Genomic DNA, 21,795 nt, shown 5'->3' on the forward strand with positions numbered 1-21,795 from the left:
CCAACAAGGAGGAGACCAAACAGATGTTGAAACGCGCAACCCACCTGCTGGCAGGTGCCGCTCTTGCGATGGGGCTGACCACCGCAAGCGCCTCTGCACAGGACTACGAATGGCCCGATTACTTTTCGGTCATCACCCCCATTGTGGGCACCGCCAACCACTCGCTCGCCGTGGCCTGGACTGCCGAGTTCTCGGCCCAGACCGCCAGTCGTGCCAGGGTGCTGCCCGCCCCCAACGGCTATGCCCGCGCAGAGTGGCTGAGCACCGGCGAGGGGCTGGTCGCGATGATGCAGGCCAGCGACTACTTTGACCTGATGGATGCCAACGAAGGCTATGCCACCAGCAGTGGCGGGCCTTCCGACAGCCGTGTGGCGGTGATGAACATGATCACCCCCTGGGGCTACATGGTGCGCGGTGACAGCGAGATCGAAAGCTTCGAGGATATCGGCCCGGGCACGCGCATCGCCTTTTCGCCCTCCTCCTCTTTCCTCGTGGCAGGCGTGGACGCGCTGCTGGCCTACCGTGGCCTGAGCCGCGATGACGTGGAGCTTGTCGAAGTGGGCAACTACGGCGCCAACACCCGGATCACTGTGGAAGGCCGCGCCGATGTGACCTTCACCTCGCCGCTCTCCGGCACCAGCTACGAGGCCGAGGCCAACCCGCAGGGCATCCGCTGGCTACCGCTGCCCGAACGCAAAGCCGACCCGGAAGCCTTTGACCGATACCGCGCGATCCAGCCGGGCTACGTGCCGGCCACGATCACCTCGGGTGTGCCCAGTTCGCAAGGGCTGAACATGGATCACGCCTTTCAGGCCAACCACGTGATGGCCGATGGCGATGAGGAGTTCGTCTACCGATTGTCCAAGTGGCTCGACGAGCACCATGGCGACTTCGAGAAGGACTTCACACACGCAAAGATGATGTCAATGGCGAGCCTAGAGAACTTCTTGAATGTTGGCGCGCTTCAGCCGGTGCATGACGGCGCAATTCGCTACTTGAAGGAAAAGGGCGTCTGGACCGACGCGCATCAGGCTCGGCAGGACAAGCTGGTGGCTTTGGCCGAGGAGCGGGTAGCGCTATGGCAGGAGACGCTGGCGGAGGCGCAAGAGAAGGGCATCGACGTATCGCCCGACAGCGCCGAGTTCACCGAGCTCTGGACTGCCAAGCGCGAGGCCGCGAGCGGCGGCAAGACCTATGGCGAGATGGTTCTCTCGATCGAGTGAACCCTCACCTGCCGCCCGCATTCCCCCAGAGATGCGGGCGGCAAAATCTCCAACCCAACACACCGGCCATTGCGCCGAAGGGCCAGACATGAGCACCGACCAGACACCCCAGACCAGCGCTCTGACAAATGAGGCCGAAGCGGCCGCCGCAGCCGCCGCCGTGCCGCAGAGCTTTCGCGATCAGGCCGAAGAACGCTGGCTCTCGATGCCGCGTTGGGTGCGCGCTCTGGTGCTGGCAATGTCGGCCAGCGGTGTCGCACTCTCGGTGGCCTACATTTTCGCCATCGTCCCGATGCTTGATCTGACTTACTACTTCCTGCTGATGGCCGCGTTCCTGCCTGTCGTCTACCTGCTGCTCCCGGCCTGGACGAGCGAAGACCGGGTGACATGGGCAAGCTACCTGCCGGCCATCGCGATCTGCGGACTCACACTCTTCATGGCCTACCAGGCGCGCGGCCTCGTGTTTGGCACCTGGGTTCCGGTCAAAGAGACCTGGCAACTGGTGGTGGCCTCGGCCATCTTCCTGCTGATCCTCGAAGCCGCGCGGCGCTCCGGCGGATACATCTTCCTCGTCATCGTCATCGCGCTGGCGCTCTACCCGGTCTACGCCTTCTTCATGCCCGGCATCCTCTGGGGGCCGCCGACGACGCTTTCGCGCACCATCGCTTTCAACGTTTTCTCCGGTGACGCGATGCTGGGCGTGGTGACGCGGGTGGTGGGCGAGTTGATCATCGGCTTCTTGATCCTCGCTGCCCTGATGGTGGCGACCGGCGCGGCAGACTTCTTCCTCAACCTCGCGATGGCGCTGATGGGCACCTCGCGGGGAGGGGCGGCCAAAGTGAGCGTGCTGGCCTCGGGCTTCTTCGGCTCGCTCTCGGGGTCGATCTTCGGCAACGTGGTCTCGACCGGCTCGGTCACCATCCCGAGCATGAAGAAGGCGGGCTTTCCGGGCCACTATGCTGGCGCGCTCGAGGCCTGTGCCTCGACGGGCGGCATGCTGATGCCGCCGGTGATGGGCGCGGTGGCGTTCATCATGGCCGATTTCACCAACACCGAATACCGGGTGATCGTGCTGGCCGCGCTGATCCCCTCGCTGCTCTACTACTTCGGCCTCTACTGCCACGTCGACGGCTTTGCCGCCCGCAACGGGCTGAAAGGCCTCAAGCGGGCCGACCTGCCCCGGGTCGCCGCGGTGCTTAAGGATGGCTGGCCGTTCCTCGTGGTGCTCGCCTTCCTCGTCTGGGGCCTCGTCTTTATGCGCTGGGAGCGGCTTACGCCCTTTTATGCCTCGGCCCTGCTGCTGGTGCTTACCACCCTGCACCCGCGCCTGCGCATCCGGCCGAACCGAATTCCCGAACTGTTCTACCAGATCACCAAGCTGCTCAGTCAGACCATGGGCCTGCTGCTGCCCACCAGCTTCATCCTTGGCGGCCTGATGGCCACCGGCGTGGCCCCGGTGATTGCCGCCAGCCTTGTGCGGATGGGTGGCGACGGCCTCGTGCCGGTGCTGGCCATCGGGATCGGCGTTTGTCTGATCTTCGGGATGCTGGGCATGATCGTGGCCGCCTACCTGATGCTGGCGCTTACCCTCGCCCCGGCACTGGAGCAGATCGCGGGCCTCAACACGTTGGCGATCCACCTCTTCATCGCTTATTACGCCTCGCTCGCCGCGATCACCCCGCCGGTGGCGCTGGCGGCCTTCCTCGCCTCACGGATCTCCGACAGTGACCCGATCAAGACCAGCGTCCACGCGGCGCGGCTAGGAATCGTGCTCTACTTTGTGCCGATCTTCTTCCTGTTCGAGCCGGCGCTCATCCTACAGGGGCCGTTCTACCTGACGGTCATCTGGACCGCGTTGAACATCCTCGCCGTGATCACCATCGCCGCCGCCTCCGAGGGCTACGTACCCTGGCGCGGCAGGCTGGCGGGATGGGCGCGATGGCCGCTCTTTGGCTGCGGGCTGATCATCGGCTTCCCCGAATGGTCCAGCACCGCCATCGGCCTCGCCCTCGCCGCAGCGCTGGTGCTGCTGGGCAGCCGGGCGGAGGCGCGGGACGCCCCGGCCAGCGCAACCTGACACACAGGCGGGTCAACCACCCGCATCACCGAAAATAGCATTTCAACGGAGTCTATACGCATGTCTTACGGTCGCCCGATCAACCCCGCCACGACAGTGGTGCGCCACACCGGCGAAACCCTGCACCGCGAGCTGGAGGTGGACCTCTGCGTGATCGGCGCGGGCATCTCCGGCACCACCACGGCGCTGGAGGCCGCGAAGCTGGGCAAGAAGGTCGCCATCGTCGATGGCCTCCCCGCGCTCGGCGGGCAGGCGGTGAATTCGATCATCGGCACTTTCTGCGGCCTCTACCAGAACGGCACCCACGGCCACCGCTACACCTTCGGCATCGCCGACGAGATGCTGGCCTATCTCGAGGCCAACGACGCTTGCTACTACCGCCATGGCCCGATGACGACCGTAGTGCATTACAACGAGGTCGCCCTGTCTCGCTGGGTCGAAACCTCGCTCGACAAGGCGGGCGTGATCCCCATCACCGGCGCCATCCTGCGCGAAGTCGAGCGCGACGGGCGGCGGATCACCGCGGCCAAACTGGTCACCCGCTACGGAGACGTGACGGTACGCGCCGAGGGCTTTGCCGATTGCTCGGGCGATGCAGCGCTGGCCTATCTTGCCGGGCTGGAGTGCCGCGAGCCGGATGAGAAAGTTTATGGCACCCAGCAATGCGTGGTCGAGGGGCTGAACACCGAGGTCGAGCCGCCGGAGCGCGACGAACTCTCCGAGCGGATCGCGCAGAAGGCCAAGGACTACGGGCTGCTGCGCCACGGCGGCATCGCCTTCTACTTCCCCGGCAAGGATGTGGCGGTGCTGAACATGACCCATATGGAAACCCCGCTCGACCCGCTGGAGGCCTCGAAAATGGGGCAGTTCGGCAAGGAGCAGGTGGACCGGGGAATCGAGTTGCTGAAGGCCGAATACCCCGAGTTTTTCGGCAACATCCGAGTGCGCAGTTACGGCTTCCCCGGCATCCGCCAGACCCGCTGGATCAAGGGCGCGCATCATCTCGTGGTCGATGAGGTCGTCGGCCAGAAGAAATTCGACGACGCCATCGGTCGCACTGCATGGCCGATCGAGCTGCACAACGCGCCCGAGGGCTTCGTTTGGGAGACTTTCGACGAGAACCACACCCATTACATCCCTTTCGGCTCGATGATCTGCCCAGAGGCCGACAACCTCGTCGCCGTGGGCCGCTGCATCGACGGTGATCCGGCGGCACTCAGCTCGGTCCGGGTGATGGGCCCTTGCATGGCGCAGGGCATGGCCGCCGCTCAGGCACTCGACCTCGCCGGCTCCGGCTCCGTCCACCAGCTCGACATGGCCGCGCTGCAAGGGCGGCTTTCCGACAACCTGACCCGCACCGACGGTGTGGCCCCGTAAGATGTGATGAGAGGAGACTGACCATGGAAACCAGACAGATCGAAGACGGCTTTGGCGTGGAAATCACCGGCGGGCTCGACGTGCTCGCACCGCTCAGCCCCGCGCAGGTTGCGGAGCTGGATGCGCTGATGGACGAGCATTCTATCGTGCTCATCCGCAATCAGCCGATGACCACCGATCAGCAATTGGCCTTCACCCGCCAATTTGGCCCGCTGGACCAAGGCTTCAAGAAGGTCACGGCCAAGTGGAACACCAATACGCAGGTTACCCAAGCCGAGGTCGGCGATATCTCGAACATCGGCAAGGATGGCAAGCCGGTACCGCGCACCGACAAGCGGGTGCTGAACAACATCGCCAACCAGATGTGGCATTCCGACAGTTCGTTCCAGAAGCCGGCAGCGAAATACTCGATGCTGCACTCCGTGCGGAACCCGAGTTGGGGCGGCGATACCGAGTTCACCGACCTCAAAGCCGCCTATGACGCGCTGGACGACCGGATGAAGGAGTTCCTCGACGGGAAAGAGGCAGAGCATTACGCGCTGCACTCTCGCTTCCTGCTGGGCGACGACAGCTACACCGAGGAACAGAAAGCCGCGATTGACCCGGCCTGGTGGCCCATCGTGCGGGTGAACCCGGCGACCGGACGCAAGCACCTCTTCATCGGCGTCCATGCCCGCCAGATCGACGGTTTGACCGTTCCCGAGGGTCGGATGATGCTGGCCGATCTGTTGGAGCACGCCACCCAGCAGCAGTTCATCTACCGCCACAAGTGGCAGACCGGCGATACGGTGATCTGGGACAATCGGGCCACCCTGCACCGTGGCCGCCACTTTGACCTCGACGAGCCCCGCGAGTTGCGCCGGACCACCACGCTGGACGATCAGGCGCCCGAGCTTTCGCTCGCGTCCTGACGCATGACCGCGGCGGGGCGCTCTGCCCCGCCGTGTTGTTCCACATCAGAGCCGTGGCACCGGCTCCGTTTCCCAAGGCGCCGCCTCGAATTCCTTCTTCAGAAACTCCAGAAGCGCGGCCACCTCGGGACGGTGCAGCTTGTTGTTGGGCACCATCGCCTTGAACCAGAGCTGTGTGACCGGAAAGTCGGGGATCACCTCCACAAGCCGCCCTTCCGCCAGATCTTCCTGCACCAGAAAACCGGGTGCGATACAGATGCCGAGGTGATGCAGGGCGGCGAAGTGCAAGAGCCGCGAGTCGTTGACGGTGAAGACCGGGTTTACCGTGACGGAGATCGGCCCCCCATCGCTCTCGAAGAACCACGTCATCCCGGCGGCCACGTAGATGATGCAGCGGTGTTCCACCAGATCACCCGGCGTCTTGGGGCTGCCATGCTCGGCAAGGTATTCGGGCGTGGCCACCAGCACGCGCGGATAGTAGCAGAGCGGCGTTTCATGCACGCTAGCAAAGCTCTGCGGCAACCCGCCGAGGGCGATGTCGAAGCCCTCTTCGAGCGGGTTCACCGCGCGGTCGATCAGCATCAGCTCAGTGGTGATCGCGGGATTCTGCGCCATGAAACGGGCAATGGAGCGCCCGGCAAAGAGCGTACCCAGCGTAGTGGGCGCTTTGATCCGCACGTGACCGGCGAGACCGGTTTCGGGCGGTGCGGCACCCTCGAGCGCGTCGTCGAGCTGGCTCACCAGCATTTGCAGGCGGGGGCGCAAGCGATCAGCCTCGGAGGTCATCACCAGCGCGCGGGTGGAGCGGACGAAGAGCCGGTTGCCGATGTGATCTTCCAGCCGACCGACCCGTTTCGTGACGACGGAGGGTGCCACGCCGATTTCACGCGCGGCGGCCGAAAAACTGCCGGTGCGGGCGGTGGCGAGGAAGGCTTTGATGTCGACCAGAAGTGTCATGGCGGCGCGTTCTTCGCTCAGCCCTTAGATGCTTGGGCCCGAGAATTGGCCCGCTTGATTTTCTCTGCGATCATCGCGCTGCGCCCTCCCCCGGCCCAGCAATCTTGGCCCGGGAGAACGCTACGTTCCAGTGCTTTATGGCGATCGGGCAGTGCCGGGCAGAGAGAACTCAGCGCCCAAAACCCGCGGCCGTGGGCAGCCATGTGGCGAGACCGGGGAAGGCGACCAGTAGAGCCAGCCCGCCAAGCATCAGCGCAACAAAGGGCGCCGCGCCGCGCACGATTGTCCCCAATGAGGCGTTGGTGATTCCTTTGATCACGAAGAGGTTCATCCCCACCGGCGGGGTGATCATCGCCAGTTCCAGGTTGATCATCAGAAGGACCCCATACCAGATCGGGTCGATCTGGAGCGCGATCATGGTTGGGAGCAGTATCGGCGTGGTGATGAGAATGATCGCGATGCTCTCGAGGAACATGCCGAGCACGAAGATCAGCGCCATCACTACAAGTATGAAGCCGATGGGGCCAAGGCCCATAGCCGTCACGCTCTCGGTCACCCCCACCGGCAGGCGCACTAGCGTGATGGAGTGGGCAAACATCGCCGCGCCCGCGATGATCATGAAAACCATCATCGACGTCCGCATGGTGGCATAGGCGCAGTGCCATAGGTCGCGCAGCCCGAAATTGCGGTAGACCAGCACCGCCACTAGCAGGGCATAGAGCGAGCCTGCGGCGGCAGCTTCGGAGGCAGTGAAGACACCAAAGTAAATGCCCCCCATCACCACCGGCGGGGCCAGCAGTGCCCAAACCGAGCGGCGCAGCGCCGCGGTTGCCTTGCTCCAGCCGGACCAGTCGGGCGCGTCAATTCCGCTGCGGCGGCGGGCCTGCACCATGCACCAGCCGGAGAACATCAGTGCCAGCAAGAGCCCCGGGATGATACCTGCGAGGAACAATCCCCCGATAGAGGCTTCGGAAACAATCGCATAGAGGATCATCGGCCCGGAGGGCGGGATGAGGATGCCCAGCGTGCCGCCAGCAGCGACCACGCCCAGCGCGTCGCGCTCGGCATAGCCGAACTTCTGCATTTGCGGGATGGCACTGGAACCGATGGAGAGCGCGGTGGCGACGGAAGAGCCCGAGATGGCCGCAAAGATCGTGCAGGCCATGACCGTCGCCACGCCGAGCCCGCCTCGGATGTGGCCGATCAGCGTGTGGGCGAAGCTGTAGAGATCGTCGATCACCTTGGCGCGGATCATCACCTGCGCCATGAAGACGAAGAGCGGTATGGTCGCTAGAACCGGCTTGTTGAGATGCGTGTAAACGGCATCGCCAACTCCATCCATGTCACCCTCGACCAGCAGCAGGATGGCGCTGGCGGTCAGCCCAAGGGCGGCAAAGATCGGGATGCCGGAGAGCAGCAGCAGGATCAGCCCGGCGAAAACGAGGGCGAGGGTCATGAGAGTGGCCTCAATGTGCGGTACAGGCCAAGCGCGGCGGCGAGAAACAGCAGGCCCGCGCCCAGCACCACCGGCACTTGGGGGATCCATGTTTCGATTTCGATGTAGCCAACCGAGTAGGAGCCGAAGCTGCGGGCAAACGCGATGCTGTCCCAGATCGAATGGCCGACGATGAAGGCGAAGGCCATGACAGCCAGATGCGCCAGAACCGCCTTTGCGCGGGCCATGCGCGGGCCGAGGCGCGATGTCGCGAGATCGATGGCGATGTGATCACCCCGGCGCAGCGCCTCGGCCGCGCCCAGCATCACCAGAGCCACCAGCAGGTAGCCGATCATCTCGTCATTCCATTGCAGCGGCGCATCGAGCAGGTAGCGGCGAACCACGGCCACCACGATCTGGCAGAAGACGTAGAGGATGAGCAGAGTGGAGAGAGCGCCGCAGAGGCGCACCAACCCGGTCACGATCCGATCAGGAAAGAGGGGAGAGGGAGCGGCTGGCGCTCCCTCCTTTTCAGTGTCGTGCATCGCGCGGCGCGATCACATCTTGCCGAGGAGTTCGAGCAGCTTGGCGCTGTCGGCATCGCCCTCGCCAAAGGCCTTGTCGAAGGCCGGGCGCATGACAGCTTCCAGCGCCGCGTTCTCTTCCGGCGTGGCGATATGCACGGTCACGCCCTTCTCGCGGAGTTGCTCGGGCCCGGCGGCACCAGCCTCGACAGAGGCTTCTATAGCCCAGCCGGAAGCCTTCAGCCCGGCCTCGCGCAGTGCCTCTTTCGACTTGTCGGTGAGACCGTCGTAGAACTCGGGGTTCAGGTAACCGTGCAGGTAGGCCGAAAGCACGGGCACCACGGTGAAGGCATCCTGCACCTCGTAATACTTGCGCGAGACGGCGGCGGCCACGTCGGTGATAGCTCCGTCGATCACGCCGGTTGCGAGCGCCTGATAGACCTCGGAGCCGGGCATGGCGGTTGGTGTCGCGCCGAGGGCGACGAAAGAGGCGTCGAAGGGCGGGGTCAGGCCGCGGAACTTGAGGCCGTCAAAATCCTCCGGGGCCACCAGCGGCTCACCATTGGTAGTGAAGACGGAGGTATTGGTCTGGAACATCCAGACGACGTTCTTGACGCCCTTCTCAAGCAGTTTTTCTTCGAGGAAGGCGGCAGCCTCGCTTTCGGGCCATTTCTTCCAGATTTCGATGTCACCGAAGGCAAAGGGGGCGACGGTGACGTTCATGATCGGCAGGGTCTTGCCCCACTGGAAGTTCAGCGAAAAGGCGCATTCGATATCGCCTTTGGCTGTGGCGACAATGTTCTCGCGCGCGCCTACGAGGCTGTCGGCCCCGAAGATCTGCACGTCGATCTCGCCTTCGGAGAGGGTTTCGACCTCTTCGGCCCAGCGGTCGACGACCTTGGCGATGTGGTGCGCGGGCGGCAGCTGGTGGCTGCAGCGCATTTCGGTGGCGGCTTGGGCCGCAGGGGCCGCGAGCATGGCTGCGCCGAGTGCAGCGGTTGCGATGTGCTTCATTTGGTTTTCCTCCCTGGGGTTCGGTCAGGCCATCGCCTGCCAATTTGCGTTCTTCGGCGGGCCCGCGCGGTGCAGGGCGCCATGAAACTCCTCGCCCGGCATCGCCTCCTCCGCGATGGCCCGGGCGGGTTTGAGGGCCTCAAGGTCGATCCCGGTGCGAAAGCCCATGGATTCGGCCAGATAGACCACATCTTCGAATACGACATTGCCGGTGGCGCCGGGTGCGAAAGGACAGCCCCCCAGCCCGCCGAGTGAAGCGTCCACCACCCGCGCGCCATTGTCCAGCGCCGCCGCGGTGTTGGCGATACCCATGCCGCGGGTATCATGCAGATGGATGATGAAGGGACGGCCCGCGCAGAGCTTTTCCATATATGCGCAGAGCTGGCCGACCGCTGTTGGCCCGGCGTAGCCCACCGTGTCAGCCAAGCCGACGATATCGGCCCCGGCCTCAAGGCAGGCTTCTGCAAGGCGGATCACCTCGGTGGGGTTCACGTTGCCGGAGATGGAGCAACCGAAGGCCATGGCGATGCCTGCATTGACCAGCTTACCGGGTGCCTCGGCATCGCGCAGCGCTGCCACTTTGCCGACCAGCTCCACCGCAGCTGCGCGGGACCGGCGCATGTTGGCTTCGGAGTGCTCCTCGGTGGCGGAGACAACGCAGGCCATCTCGCGGATCGCTGTGGCGATGGCGGTCTCTGCGCCGCGCTCGTTGAGCGTAAGCCCGGCGGAATGCAGGTTCAGCGCTTCGCTTGCCTCAATCATCTGCGGGATGTCGGCGAATTGCGGAAAGCGGGCGGCGGGCAGGAAGGAGCCGACCTCGTAGTGCCGAACCCCTGCGTCCGCCTCGGCCTTTAGCCAAGCCCGCTTGGCCTCGGGCGAGGGCAACGACTTGGCGAGCTGCAGCCCGTCGCGCAGGCCGACCTCGCGCAGAGTCAAGCGGTCCGCGGGGTAAATGACCTCAAGGCTCATGCTGTCGTTTCCATACCGCTGGCCGCCGCGATTTCGGCGTCGCTCAGGCCCGCTGCGGCAAGCACGGCGCGGGTATCATCGCCGATCCCGGCGATATCGAGCGAGTCGCCGTGCAGCGGCGTTCCGTCAATCTCGAAGGGCATGATCGGGGCGCGATAGCTCTGGCCCTCAGGCAACCGCGAGGTGAAGAGGCCGCCGGGGCGAGTGACGTGAGGATCGTCATACATTTCCGCCGGGCGGTGGATCGGGGAGAAGGGGATGCCGGCGGGCTCGAATGCCGCGAGCAGATCACCGAAGCCACGGGCGCGGACAGCTTCTGCTACGATGGGGATCGTCCAGTCGCGCGCCTCAATCTGGTCCATCCGCTTTTGCAGGCGGGGGTCGTCGCGCAAGTTGTCGAGACCGAGGATGTTGCACAGTGTCACCCACTGTCCCTCGGTCACGGCGCCGATGAAGATCTGGCGGGCGTCAGCGGTCTCGAAGATATCATAGACCGGCCAAGAGAACTCGCGCTCGGGCATCGGCGGGGCTTCGCGGCCTTCGATGTCGAACTGCACCATGTGTTGGGCGACGAGGAAGAGGCAGTTCTCGAAGAGCCCGGTGCGCAAAGTGCGGCCCTTGCCATCCTTCCCGCGCTGGAGAAGCGCTGCAAGCACTGCGAAGGCGCCGAAGAGGCCGCCCATGATGTCGTTCGCGGAGGAGCCGATGCGCAGCGGACGGCCGGTGGGCCCGGTCATATAGGCCATGCCGGTCATCATCTGCACCACCTCGTCCATCGCGGTGCGGTTCTGGTAGGGGCCTTTGAGGAACCCCTTCAGGGATGAGACGATGAGCGCGGGGTATTTTTCGCGCAGAACGTCCGGCGCAAACCCCATCTTCGCCAGCGACTGGTCACGGAAGTTCTCGACGAATACATCCGCACTGGCGAGCAGTTTGTGCAGCGCAGCAACGCCCGCCTCGGACTTGAGGTCGAGAGTGATGCTCTTCTTGCCGCGGTTGAAGGTGGGGTAAAAGCCACGACCCATGCCTGTGAGCGCACGGGTCTTGTCGCCCTCGGGCGGCTCGACCTTGATGACTTCAGCCCCGAGCAGGCCAAGGAACATGCCGCAAGATGGCCCCATGATCATATGGGTCATCTCGACTACGCGCAGTCCGGCGAGCGGCCTCAGGTCTTCGGTCATGACAATCCTCCCGACTCGAAGGATAGCCACGGCAGCGAGAACAGAATATTATAATGTTTCGACCAAACCTTTCTGGAAACCAGAATGCTAGATACGCGTCAGCTTCAATACTTCGCCGCCATCTGCGAGCACGGCTCACTTTCTCGAGCCTCCTCAAACCTCAATGTCGCCGCCTCCGCGCTGAGCCATCACCTTGCTCAACTCGAAGCGCGCTTCGGCCAACCGCTCTTTCTGCGCAAACCGCGTGGCATGGAACCGACAGCGGCCGGGCGTCGGCTGCATGAGCACGCGCGGGCGATCCTGCGGGCGGTCACATCGGCGGAGGCCGACATGGCGGATCAGGAGGGCAAAATATCGGGGTCGGTCTCGGTTGGGATGTCCTACTCGGCCGTCAAGGCGATTGGGGTGCCCTTCATCAGCCAGGTGGTTCGAGATTATCCGGCCGTGCAACTGGCGCTGACCGAGAGCCTCTCGGGCGTGGCCTTGCCAACGCTGATGGCCTCCGAAGTGGATATGGCGCTCATCTACAACCCGCCGAACGACCCGATGTTCAACTCAGTGCCAGTCCTGGAAGAGCCCCTCGTTTGCGTGGGGCGGCCCGAGATCATCGGCGACACCGACGAGCCGATCCGTTTTGAAGAGGTGCTCGGCCTGCCGATCATCCTGCTGAGGCAGGGCATTTCGGCACGGGCCATTCTGGATGACACGGTTCTGCTGAAGAAGATCGAGGCCCGCGCGGTTCTTCAGATGAACTCGGTGCAGGCCATCGCCGGATCGCTGGTGGCCGGGCTGGGCTGCGTAATCGGCACCAAGCTCTTCATGCAGGATGAACTCGATCGCGGGACCATCACCGCCCGGCCGATCATCGAGCCGGAACTTTCCCGCACGCTGCACCTCACTCGCCTTGCCTCTCGGCCTCCGACCTACGCCTCAGAGGCGATCCGCGACCTATTACTCAGACATGCAGATGAGGCCGTGCGCTCGGGTGTTTGGGATGCCCAGATCGTGGCGCGTAGCTAAGGCTCAACCGGACAGCTCCGCTTCCGGCGATGCACCCTACTCCGCCGCTTGCTTCAGCCCAGCCATCAGGTGGTGGAATTTCTCGCCCTGCACCGCCACGTGCGCGCGCAGGGCTTCGGCGGCCTCATCGGCGGCACCACGCTGCAGCGCCTCAACAATGGCCTCGTGCTCGCTCATCGACTGACGCAGCCGCCCACGCAGGCGGAGTTGCATCCGGCGGAAGGGCATGAGGCGCTTGTGCAGGCGTAGGCATTCACCCTCCAGAAACCCGTTGCCCGACTGTCGGTAAAGGATGGCATGAAAGCGCTCGTTCTCGTGGTAGTAGCCATCATGGTCAGCGGCTTCGACGGCGGCCAGACAGCGGGCATTGGTGGCGCGCATGTCGTCGAGGGCTTCATCGGTGATACGGGCCGCCGCGAGCCGGGCGCAGGTAGCCTCCAACTCTGCCATGACCTCGAACATCTCGATCAGTTCCACTGGGCCAGGCTGGCGGACGAAGGTGCCACGATGGGGGATGTGCTCGACCAGACCCGAAAGCGCGAGGCGGTGAAAGGCTTCGCGGAGCGGCGTGCGGGAGACTGCGAAACGGTCAGCGAGTTGCACCTCGTCCAGCCGTTCTCCCGGGGTGAACACACCACCGAGGATCAGCCCCTCCAGTTCTTCGGCAATGATGTCTGAACGCTTCCTCTCCATACCTTCCACTCTAGCGCCAAAAGTTGCCCACAAGAAGTGCAAAGTTGTATACAAAATAGTTGACCCTGAAAACAATGGATGCAAGGCTTTGCGTCGGAGGAGTCCAAAAGGACCGAAAACCCAGGGAGGAAACCATGAAGTATAGCGCATTCGCGGCGGCCGCCGCACTGTTTGCCGGAACCATTGCCGCTGACGCCAAAGAGCTGCGGCTCTCGCACCAGTGGTCAGAGGGCGACGTGCGCCACAAGGTGGCCCAGATGGTGGCCGACGACGTGTCCGCTGCCGGTGTCGATCTCGAGATCAAGATCTTTCCCAGCCAATCGCTGTTCAAGGCGCGCGAGCAATACAAGCCGTTGAGCCGCGGGCAGGTAGACATGATCGTGTTCCCGCTCTCCTATGCAGGCGGGCTGCGCAATGCCTACAACCTCACCCTGATGCCCGGCCTCGTCAAAAACCACGACCATGCCGCGCGAATGAACGACAGCGAGTTCATGGGCGAGATCGAGAAGATCATGGCCGAGGATGACGTGATGGTGCTGGTCCACGGCTACCTCGCAGGTGGTTTTGCGGGCAAGGACAGCTGCATCACCGGCCCAGAGGATGTGCAGGGCATGCAGACCCGCGCCGCTGGTAAGGCGTTCGAGCAGATGCTTGCCGGTGCCGGCGCCTCGATTGCCTCGATGAGCTCCGCCGAAATCTACAACGCCATGCAGACCGGCGTTCTGGATGCGGCCAACACCTCATCGTCGAGCTTTGTCAGCTACCGCATCTATGAGCAGGCCAAGTGCTTCACCCCCGTGGGCGACTACGCGCTTTGGTTCATGTACCAGCCGCTGATGATGAACAAATCCGTCTACGACGACCTGACTGACGAGCAGCGTGCCGCGCTGGATGCCGCCGCCGAGAAGGCGCAGGCCTTCTACCTTGAAGAGGCCAAGCGCGAAGACGGAGAGGCCCGCGACACTTTCGAGAAGAACGGTGTCGAGATTTCGGAGATGACCGAAGAGCAGTTCAAGGCCTGGCAGGCGATTGCCCAGGACACCTCGTACAAAGCCTTCAAAGAAGGCTCCGAGCAGGACCAGAAGCTGCTCGACCTCGCGCTCTCCGTCGAGTGATGCCTATTGCGTCCCGGCGGCATGCCTGCCGGGACGCCCCTTGCTGAAAGATTTCCCGATGTCCGGCTCTGCCCATCCCACTCCCGCCGCACGCCACGGCGGCAATCCCCTGCTGCGGGCCATTGGCGCGCTCAGCCGGGTGTGCGGCGTCCTCGCCGCGCTGCTGATCGTCGCTGCCGTCGCGATCACCTGCCAGATGATCTTCATCCGCTGGGTGCTGAACGGCTCCACGATCTGGCAGACCGAAGGCGTGACCTACATCGTCATCGCCGCCACCATGCTCGGCCTGCCCTATGTGCAACTGCTGCGTGGCCACGTGAACGTGGATCTGCTGCCGCTGATGCTGCCCCCCGCCGCCCGCAAAGCGCTGGCGATCGTCGTCCAACTGCTCACACTGGCAGTGATTGGGATGATGCTGTTTTACGGCTATGAGTTCTGGCACGAGGCCTGGGATTGGGGCGAAACCTCGAATTCGCCGTGGAACCCCCGGCTCTGGGTGCCTTACCTCGCCCTGCCCGTGGGCTTCGGGCTTTACGCCTGCCAAGTGGCCGCCGATCTTTGGGCTTTGCTGGCTGGGTACGATACACCTTTCGGGCTCGATCCTGATGTAGGCCTCACCGACGGACGGGAGGGCCACTGATGGATCCGCTCATTCTTGGCGCGCTGGTCGCCGTCTTCACCATCCTCGTTCTCTTCTCCGGCATCTCCGTTGGCGCGGGCCTGCTTGTCGTATCGGCGGGCTTCCTGATCGTCTTCGACGGGATGCGCTCGCTCTCGCTTCTGCCCGAAATCTTCTTCGGCAAGCTCGACAACTTCGCCCTGCTCTCGATCCCGATGTTCATCATCATGGGCGCGGCGATCAGCTCAACCCGCGCGGGCGCCGATCTTTACGAGGCGCTGGAGCGCTGGCTCACCCGCGTTCCCGGCGGCCTCGTGATCTCCAACCTTGGGGCTTGTGCACTCTTTGCCGCCATGTCGGGCAGCTCACCCGCCACTTGTGCCGCCATCGGCAAGATGGGCATCCCCGAGATGCGCAAGCGCGGCTACCCCGATGGCGTGGCGGCGGGCTCCATCGCGGCGGGCGGCACGCTGGGCATCCTCATTCCGCCCTCCGTCACCATGATCGTTTACGGCATCGCGACCGAAACCTCGATCGGCCGCCTCTTCCTTGCTGGCGTTCTGCCCGGCCTCATGCTGGTGATGCTGTTCATGGCTTGGTCGCTCTATTCCACCTGGAAGTCGGGCGACACCAACCTGCTCTCCGGCGCGCGCTACTCCTGGCGGCAACGGCTGGAGATCCTGCCCCGCGTGGTGCCTTTCATCCTCATCATCCTGGGCGTGCTCTACGCACTCTATGGCGGGGTGGCGACACCTTCGGAAACCGCCGCGGTCGGCGCCCTGCTTTGCCTCATGGTCGCGGTGATCATCTACCGGCTGTGGAATCCGAATGACCTTTGGGTGGTGCTGCGCGACAGTACCCGCGAAAGCGTGATGATCCTGTTCATCATCGCGGCGGCGGGCGTGTTCAGCTACATGCTCTCCTCGCTTTTCATCACCCAATCCATCGCCAATTGGATCGGAACATTGGAAGCCAACCGCTGGGTGCTGATGGGGGCGATCAATCTCTTCCTGCTGGTGGCGGGCTTCTTCCTGCCGCCGGTCGCGGTGATCCTGATGGCCGCACCGATCCTGCTGCCGATCATTACCACCGCTGGGTTCGACCCGATCTGGTTTGCCGTGGTGCTGACCATCAACATGGAGATCGGCCTCATCTCGCCGCCGGTGGGCCTGAATCTCTATGTCATCAACGGCATCGCGCCAGATATCCGGTTGCAGACCATCCTCAAAGGCTCCCTGCCATTTGTCGCCTGCATGGTTCTGGCCATCGTGCTGCTCTGCCTCTTCCCCGGCCTCGCCACTTGGCTGCCGGACGCGGTGATGGGGCCAGAGCTATGACCCTGCTGGCCGATCTGCTCTCGACCGTCTTCGAGCGCCGGGTGCGGTCCGATGCGGCCGCCCGGCTCGGCGACCAAAGCTTGGAGGAGCTGGCACGCGACCTCATTGGCAGTTCCGGCGAAATGTCGGGCCTCGCGCTGGCCCGCGCGATGCTTGACCGCTACGCTGCACTGGAGGACGAGGCGAAGCTTGCCTTCTTCCACTTTCTCGCGAGCGCGCTGGGGGTGGATCAGACAGCAGTGGGCGCGGCGCTAGAGGCTCTTGGCGAAGGCCAGACCAAGGCCAGCTACCGCGCGTTCATGGTGGCGTCGGAGCCACCGCGCCAAGAGCTGATCCGGCGGCTGAACCAAGTTCCCGGTGCCACTGGTGCGCTGGTTCAAATGCGGGCCGACCTGCTGCGGCTGGGCCACGGCGATGAGTCGCTGATGGCGCTCGACCTCGACTTTCGCCACCTCTTCGCCAGCTGGTTCAACCGGGGCTTTCTGGTGCTGCGCCCGATCTCATGGGAGACTTCGGCGCAGGTGCTGGAGAAGATCACCGCCTACGAGGCGGTGCACGCCATCCACTCCTGGGCCGACCTGCGGCGCAGGCTCGAGCCGACCGACCGGCGCTGCTTTGCTTTCTTCCACCCTGCCATGCCTTCGGAGCCGCTGATCTTTGTCGAAGTCGCGCTGACGCAGGGCATCCCCGGATCGGTGCAGGCGCTGCTGGCCGAGGGGCGCCCTGCCCTTCCCGAGGCCGAGGCCGACACGGCGGTGTTCTACTCGATCTCCAACTGTCAGGCCGGGCTCGCGGGCATCTCGTTTGGGAACTCGCTGATCAAGCAGGTGGCGTCCGACCTTTCTGCCGAAGTGCCGGGACTTACGACCTTTGTCACCCTCTCCCCCATACCAGGCCTTGCGGCGTGGATGGAGGAGCAAGAGCTTGAGCCCGGCGACGATACCCGCCTGCGCCAGCTCGCCGCCTATTACCTCACACGTGCCAAGGGCCGAGGCGACACGCCGCGCGACCCGGTTGCGCGCTTCCACCTTGGCAATGGGGCGCAGGTCCACATGCTTCACACTGGGGCTGACACCTCGGAGAAGGGCCACGCGCAATCACACTGCGTGATGGTGAACTACCTCTACGACCTCTCCCGCGTGACCCAGAACCATGAGCGATTTGCCGAGAGCGGCGAAATTGCTGCCTCTGCCGAGGTGCGGGCGCTGGCCCAAGAGGCCGACAAGACACTGACTCAGGAGTAACGCCGATGGCCAACCCTCTCTACGACCGGCTGTTCGGCGCCCATGCGGGCAAGAGCACCCCCTTTCTGCAGCTGGCTGACGGGCGGAGCCTCAGCCACGCGGAGTTTCTGGCGATAGCCAGCCGCTTCGCCCATGTACTGGTTGCCGCCGGGCTGGAACCGGGCGACAGGCTGGCTGTGCAGATCGAAAAAAGCCCCGAGGCGCTGGCGCTCTATGCCGCCGCCGTTCAGGCTGGCGTGATCTTCCTACCGCTGAACACCGGATACACGGCGGATGAAGTCAGCTATTTCATCGGAAACAGCGGCGCGAAGCTATTGGTCTGCGACCCGGCGCGCGCTGATGCGATGGAGCCGGTCGCGAGCGCTACGGGCGCGGCCCTGCTCACCTTGGGCGCGGACGGGGCGGGCAGCTTTGCTGACAACGCCGCAGGCCTGGCGGAGTCGTTCGGCACAGTTGCCCGTGGCGAGGACGATCTTGCCGCTTTTCTATACACTTCCGGCACCACAGGCCGCTCAAAAGGGGCAATGCTGACGCAGGCGAACCTTCTCTCGAACTGCCTCACGCTGGCCGATGAGTGGCGCTTCACGGCCGAAGACGTGCTGCTGCACGCCCTACCGATCTTCCACACACACGGGCTCTTCGTGGCGACCAATGTCACACTGGCGGCTGGCGGGGCGATGATCTTCCTGCCGAAGTTCGACCTCGACGTGATCCTCGAACAGATGCCCCACGCAACAACTATGATGGGTGTGCCAACCTTTTACACCCGCCTGCTCAGTGATCCGCGCTTCACCGCCGAGGCCGCTGCGCATATGCGGCTCTTCATCTCCGGTTCCGCCCCGCTGCTGGCCGAAACTCACCGACAGTTCGAGGGGCGGACCGGACAGCGCATTCTCGAGCGATACGGGATGACCGAGACCAATATGAACACGTCCAACCCCTACTACGGCGAGCGCCGCGCCGGGACCGTTGGCTTCCCACTTGCGGGCGTCGAACTCAGAATCACCAATCCGCACAGCGGCGCGGAGCTCCCGCAGGGTGAGATTGGCCAGATCGAGGTTCGCGGACCGAACGTGTTCAAGGGCTACTGGGAGATGCCGGAGAAGACCGCAGCGGAGCTGCGGGATAATGGTTTCTTCATCACCGGTGACCTCGGAATGGTCGATGGTGACGGCTACGTTTCAATCGTCGGGCGCGGGAAGGATCTGATCATCTCCGGCGGTTACAACATCTACCCCAAGGAGATCGAAGCGCTACTGGATGATCAGCCGGGTGTGCTCGAGAGCGCGGTGATCGGCGTTCCGCATGCCGACTTTGGCGAGACAGTCCTTGCCGTTCTGGTGCCGGAGCCGGGCGCTGACCCCGACATCGCCGCGATCGAGGCCGAGGTGAGCACAAAGCTTGCCCGTTTTAAGCATCCGCGCAGGATGGTGGTGGCCGAGAGCCTGCCGCGCAACACGATGGGCAAGGTCCAGAAGAATGTGCTGCGCGACGCCTACAAGGATGCCTTCGCCGAGAGCTGAGTTTGGTCAACTAGCACCGTTCGGCTTGTTTATGTGCGCGCGAAGCGCACGCTCGCCCCGGGCAGCATCTAGCGCCAGCGCGGCCTCGGCGATTTCTTCGTGATCGGCGGCGCTGCGCCGCAATCTCTGCTCTAACGCCCCTGTCTCCGTCAGGCGCAAATAGGCGTGGATGCGGAAGCGACGGGTCTTGTCATAGAGATCACGGATTAAGTCGATCAGCGCAGGTGAGCCTGCGTTGGTGATGAGGCTCATGTGGAAGGCCCTGTTTCGGTCATCCCAGTTTCGGACCGCTTGCGCGGGGTTTTCGAGCATCGCGGACTCTGCCTCTTTCAGGAGAAAATGGCGGCTGACGATGCCCGCGCGCCACTCCGGCGAATGCCTTTCAACCGACCAACGAAACGCAAGGGACTCGAGCTCGGCGCGAAGGCGGGTATTGTCGAGCAGGGCTTCGGTTGTCATGTCCGACACGAAGAAACCGCGCTGCTCGACCGCGTCCACATAGCCCTCGCCGCAGAGCTGGGAGAGCGCCTCGCGGGCAGACGCGGCACTGATCTGATAGGTCTCCCGGACCCATGTGACCTTGAGTTTTTGGCCCGGTGAAAGGCGGCCTGCAGAGATGTCATCGCGCAAAGCATCCGTCGCCGAGTGGATCACCCCACCGCTCTCTCGCTCGACCCCCGAACTCTCCGGATTCATTTCGCCTTGCAACTCCAAAAATATCCGATATTATTCACCAATATCGAAAATGAGCAGGTCTGACTGACAATGTATCGAACGATCGTCATCGGCTCAAGTGGCGAAATCGGCCGTGCCGTGGTGCAGGCTGCGCTCGTCCGTGGTGACAAGGTGTTCGGGTTGGATCTGGCACCCAGCGACCTGCCCGGGGCAGTTGGCACCGCCGCCGTGGACATTCAAAGCGAGGCCAACGTTGAGAAGGCTTTCGCGGCCGCAATACAGCGCTTGGGCGGGCTTGATGTCGTGGTGAACTGCGCAGGCCTGATGACGCGGGGCGCCTTGCTTGAGACCAGCGAAGCCGACTTTCTGCGCACGATCGATACAAACCTTGGCGGGGCTTTCCGCGTGACCCGAGCCGCCGCGCGAGCGATGCAGGCCGAGCGCGCTGGAGCCATCGTGCATATCTCGTCGATCCACGCCCTGCGCGGCGCTCCCAACCGCGTGGCCTACGCCGCCTCCAAAGGTGGCATCTCGGGCTTTATCCATGCGGTGGCTGGCGAGCTTGGCCCGGAAGGCATTACCATTAACGCCGTGGCTCCCGGCCCGACAGGGCGTGGCATGGGGTCAGCCCCGCATGACCGTGCCCGCGCGCTGGAGCGCACGCCCTTGCGCCGCGCTGCCCTTGCCGAGGAGGTCGCTGGCGCGGCCATGTTCCTCAGCTCAAGCGCAGGGCGCTTCATCACGGGCCACGTGCTGCCTGTCGACGGCGGCGCAAGCGCTACATTCTTTGCCGCATCGCACCTTGCGGGCGCGCACAAGATGCCCTTGGGTGCCGAAGTGGCGCCAAAGGCGCAGGAGAATTCTGTCATGGAGGAGACAAACCAATGAACGCATTCCTGAAATCGACCACGCTGGGCCTCGCCCTCGCCGGGCTCGCGACCGTCGCGGCAGGTGCCGAGACCCGTATCACCTACAAGTCGGCGAAAACCGGCTCGTCCTACTACCAGATGGGCGTCGAACTGGCAGAGGCCCTGAAGGCAGGTACCGATGGCGAAGTCATCATGACCATCGAAGAGAGCCAGGGCTCGGTGCAGAACGTGATGGAAGTTCGCGCCCGCGGCGCCGACTACGTATTTACCACCCCGCCCGCGCTTGCCACCTCCGCCGCTGCGGGGACCGGTCCGTTCGAGGGAAAGGGCGACCCCAAGTTCTCCGAAATACGCGCGCTCTTTCCGATCCCCTCACTGACCATGCACTTCGTCATGTCGGCCGAAGCCGGCGCCAGCGCGCTGGCGGACATGGAGGGCCACTCGGTGCTGCTGGGCAAAGGCTCTTTCGGGGCCACCGAGGGCGAGAAGTACATCGAGCTCTTCGGGCTGACCGGCAAGGTCGAGATCGCTGATGCCGAGCTTTCCAACGCGGTTGCTGCACTGAAGAACGGCCAGATCGATGGTTTCGTGACCGCAGGTTCCTGGCCTGCGCCCAACGTGATCGAGGCAGCGGCCTCTACCCCTGTCACCGTGCTGACCATGTCGGAAGAAGAAATCGCACAGACTGGCCGGACCGCCATCACCATTCCGGCAGGCACCTATGCCGGACAGACCGAGGACATCAACACCACCTCACTGCCGGTCGTCGCTTTCACCACCACGGCAATGAGCGATGACACCGCCTACCTGCTCACCAAGACCTTCTGGGAGAGCAAGGCAGAGATGGCTGGAATGGCCCCGTGGTGGGATGGCGTGAGCACCGAGTTGCTGGGGGAGGTGAGCGGCACCTTCCACCCGGGCGCAGCCCGCTACTATGAAGAGCAAGGCATCGCCCTGCCGTCCGGCGACATGTAAGGCCCTCTGCGAGGCCGGGGCTCACAGAAGTTGGCCTTCGGCCTCGCACATCGCGCG

At 64.0% G+C, this 21,795-nt stretch carries 20 protein-coding genes; 12 read left to right on the forward strand and 8 right to left on the reverse strand.

Annotated features, from left to right (window positions below; translation table 11 throughout):
* Positions 1-23: 23 nt before the first annotated feature.
* From KUV38_RS13950 to KUV38_RS13965, 4 genes are all read left to right on the forward strand, one after another.
* A complete protein-coding gene (locus tag KUV38_RS13950; protein WP_222470628.1) occupies positions 24-1,223 on the forward strand; it encodes a TAXI family TRAP transporter solute-binding subunit in 1,200 nt (399 codons plus the stop codon).
* 88 nt (positions 1,224-1,311) lie between these two features.
* Positions 1,312-3,300: a TRAP transporter permease gene (locus KUV38_RS13955; RefSeq protein WP_222470629.1), complete on the forward strand. Its 1,989-nt coding sequence runs from the start codon at positions 1,312-1,314 to the stop codon at positions 3,298-3,300.
* 60 nt (positions 3,301-3,360) lie between these two features.
* A complete protein-coding gene (locus tag KUV38_RS13960) occupies positions 3,361-4,677 on the forward strand; it encodes an FAD-dependent oxidoreductase (protein WP_222470630.1) in 1,317 nt (438 codons plus the stop codon).
* A 23-nt stretch (positions 4,678-4,700) separates the two neighbouring features.
* The gene (locus KUV38_RS13965) at positions 4,701-5,588 is read left to right on the forward strand and encodes a TauD/TfdA dioxygenase family protein (RefSeq protein ID WP_222470631.1); all 888 of its coding nucleotides are present in this window, start codon (positions 4,701-4,703) and stop codon (positions 5,586-5,588) included.
* A gap of 45 nt (positions 5,589-5,633) precedes the next feature.
* Here KUV38_RS13965 and KUV38_RS13970 read toward each other — a convergent pair whose 3' ends face one another.
* From KUV38_RS13970 to KUV38_RS13995, 6 genes are all read right to left on the reverse strand, one after another.
* Positions 5,634-6,545: a LysR family transcriptional regulator gene (locus tag KUV38_RS13970; RefSeq protein WP_222470632.1), complete on the reverse strand. Its 912-nt coding sequence runs from the start codon at positions 6,543-6,545 to the stop codon at positions 5,634-5,636.
* A gap of 169 nt (positions 6,546-6,714) precedes the next feature.
* Positions 6,715-8,001 (reverse strand): TRAP transporter large permease, encoded by a 1,287-nt coding sequence (locus KUV38_RS13975; protein WP_222470633.1) that lies wholly within the window; start codon positions 7,999-8,001, stop codon positions 6,715-6,717.
* The gene (locus KUV38_RS13980; protein ID WP_222470634.1) at positions 7,998-8,462 is read right to left on the reverse strand and encodes a TRAP transporter small permease; all 465 of its coding nucleotides are present in this window, start codon (positions 8,460-8,462) and stop codon (positions 7,998-8,000) included. The genes KUV38_RS13975 and KUV38_RS13980 overlap by 4 nt, the downstream gene beginning before the upstream one ends.
* A 75-nt stretch (positions 8,463-8,537) precedes the next feature.
* The gene (gene dctP / locus KUV38_RS13985; protein ID WP_222470635.1) at positions 8,538-9,518 is read right to left on the reverse strand and encodes a TRAP transporter substrate-binding protein DctP; all 981 of its coding nucleotides are present in this window, start codon (positions 9,516-9,518) and stop codon (positions 8,538-8,540) included.
* A 24-nt stretch (positions 9,519-9,542) separates the two neighbouring features.
* Positions 9,543-10,487, reverse strand: coding sequence for a hydroxymethylglutaryl-CoA lyase (locus KUV38_RS13990; protein ID WP_222470636.1), 945 nt, complete (start codon positions 10,485-10,487; stop codon positions 9,543-9,545).
* The gene (locus KUV38_RS13995; RefSeq protein ID WP_222470637.1) at positions 10,484-11,668 is read right to left on the reverse strand and encodes a CaiB/BaiF CoA transferase family protein; all 1,185 of its coding nucleotides are present in this window, start codon (positions 11,666-11,668) and stop codon (positions 10,484-10,486) included. The genes KUV38_RS13990 and KUV38_RS13995 overlap by 4 nt, the downstream gene beginning before the upstream one ends.
* An 84-nt stretch (positions 11,669-11,752) precedes the next feature.
* On the opposite strand from KUV38_RS13995, the gene KUV38_RS14000 reads away from it, so the two are divergent.
* Positions 11,753-12,688 carry a LysR family transcriptional regulator gene (locus tag KUV38_RS14000; protein ID WP_222470638.1) on the forward strand — a complete coding sequence of 312 codons (936 nt, stop codon included), beginning with the start codon at positions 11,753-11,755 and terminating at the stop codon, positions 12,686-12,688.
* A 36-nt stretch (positions 12,689-12,724) separates the two neighbouring features.
* Here KUV38_RS14000 and KUV38_RS14005 read toward each other — a convergent pair whose 3' ends face one another.
* On the reverse strand, positions 12,725-13,381 hold the full coding sequence (locus KUV38_RS14005) for a GntR family transcriptional regulator (protein WP_222470639.1): 657 nt from the start codon (positions 13,379-13,381) through the stop codon (positions 12,725-12,727).
* Positions 13,382-13,515: 134 nt separating this feature from the next.
* On the opposite strand from KUV38_RS14005, the gene dctP (KUV38_RS14010) reads away from it, so the two are divergent.
* The 5 genes from dctP (KUV38_RS14010) to KUV38_RS14030 are packed head-to-tail and all read left to right on the forward strand — an operon-like array spanning position 13,516 to position 19,219.
* Positions 13,516-14,496 (forward strand): TRAP transporter substrate-binding protein DctP, encoded by a 981-nt coding sequence (dctP, locus tag KUV38_RS14010; RefSeq protein ID WP_222470640.1) that lies wholly within the window; start codon positions 13,516-13,518, stop codon positions 14,494-14,496.
* Between the two features lie 58 nt (positions 14,497-14,554).
* Positions 14,555-15,136 (forward strand): TRAP transporter small permease, encoded by a 582-nt coding sequence (locus KUV38_RS14015; protein ID WP_222471084.1) that lies wholly within the window; start codon positions 14,555-14,557, stop codon positions 15,134-15,136.
* Positions 15,136-16,452, forward strand: coding sequence for a TRAP transporter large permease (locus tag KUV38_RS14020; RefSeq protein WP_222470641.1), 1,317 nt, complete (start codon positions 15,136-15,138; stop codon positions 16,450-16,452). Before KUV38_RS14015 ends, KUV38_RS14020 begins: the two co-directional genes overlap by 1 nt.
* Positions 16,449-17,696 (forward strand): malonyl-CoA decarboxylase, encoded by a 1,248-nt coding sequence (locus KUV38_RS14025; protein WP_222470642.1) that lies wholly within the window; start codon positions 16,449-16,451, stop codon positions 17,694-17,696. The genes KUV38_RS14020 and KUV38_RS14025 overlap by 4 nt, the downstream gene beginning before the upstream one ends.
* 5 nt (positions 17,697-17,701) lie before the next feature.
* Positions 17,702-19,219 (forward strand): malonate--CoA ligase, encoded by a 1,518-nt coding sequence (locus KUV38_RS14030; protein WP_222470643.1) that lies wholly within the window; start codon positions 17,702-17,704, stop codon positions 19,217-19,219.
* Positions 19,220-19,225: 6 nt separating this feature from the next.
* Here KUV38_RS14030 and KUV38_RS14035 read toward each other — a convergent pair whose 3' ends face one another.
* Positions 19,226-19,915: a GntR family transcriptional regulator gene (locus tag KUV38_RS14035; RefSeq protein WP_222470644.1), complete on the reverse strand. Its 690-nt coding sequence runs from the start codon at positions 19,913-19,915 to the stop codon at positions 19,226-19,228.
* Positions 19,916-19,984: 69 nt separating this feature from the next.
* Here KUV38_RS14035 and KUV38_RS14040 point away from each other — a divergent pair, with 69 nt between their 5' ends.
* Complete coding sequence (locus KUV38_RS14040; RefSeq protein ID WP_222470645.1) at positions 19,985-20,782, forward strand: SDR family NAD(P)-dependent oxidoreductase; 798 nt, start codon at positions 19,985-19,987, stop codon at positions 20,780-20,782.
* Positions 20,779-21,738: a TAXI family TRAP transporter solute-binding subunit gene (locus tag KUV38_RS14045; protein WP_222470646.1), complete on the forward strand. Its 960-nt coding sequence runs from the start codon at positions 20,779-20,781 to the stop codon at positions 21,736-21,738. Before KUV38_RS14040 ends, KUV38_RS14045 begins: the two co-directional genes overlap by 4 nt.
* Positions 21,739-21,795: the final 57 nt, after the last annotated feature.

Origin of the sequence: Vannielia litorea (assembly GCF_019801175.1) — a bacterium.
In the GTDB taxonomy this organism is placed as follows: Bacteria; Pseudomonadota; Alphaproteobacteria; order Rhodobacterales; family Rhodobacteraceae; genus Vannielia; species Vannielia litorea_B.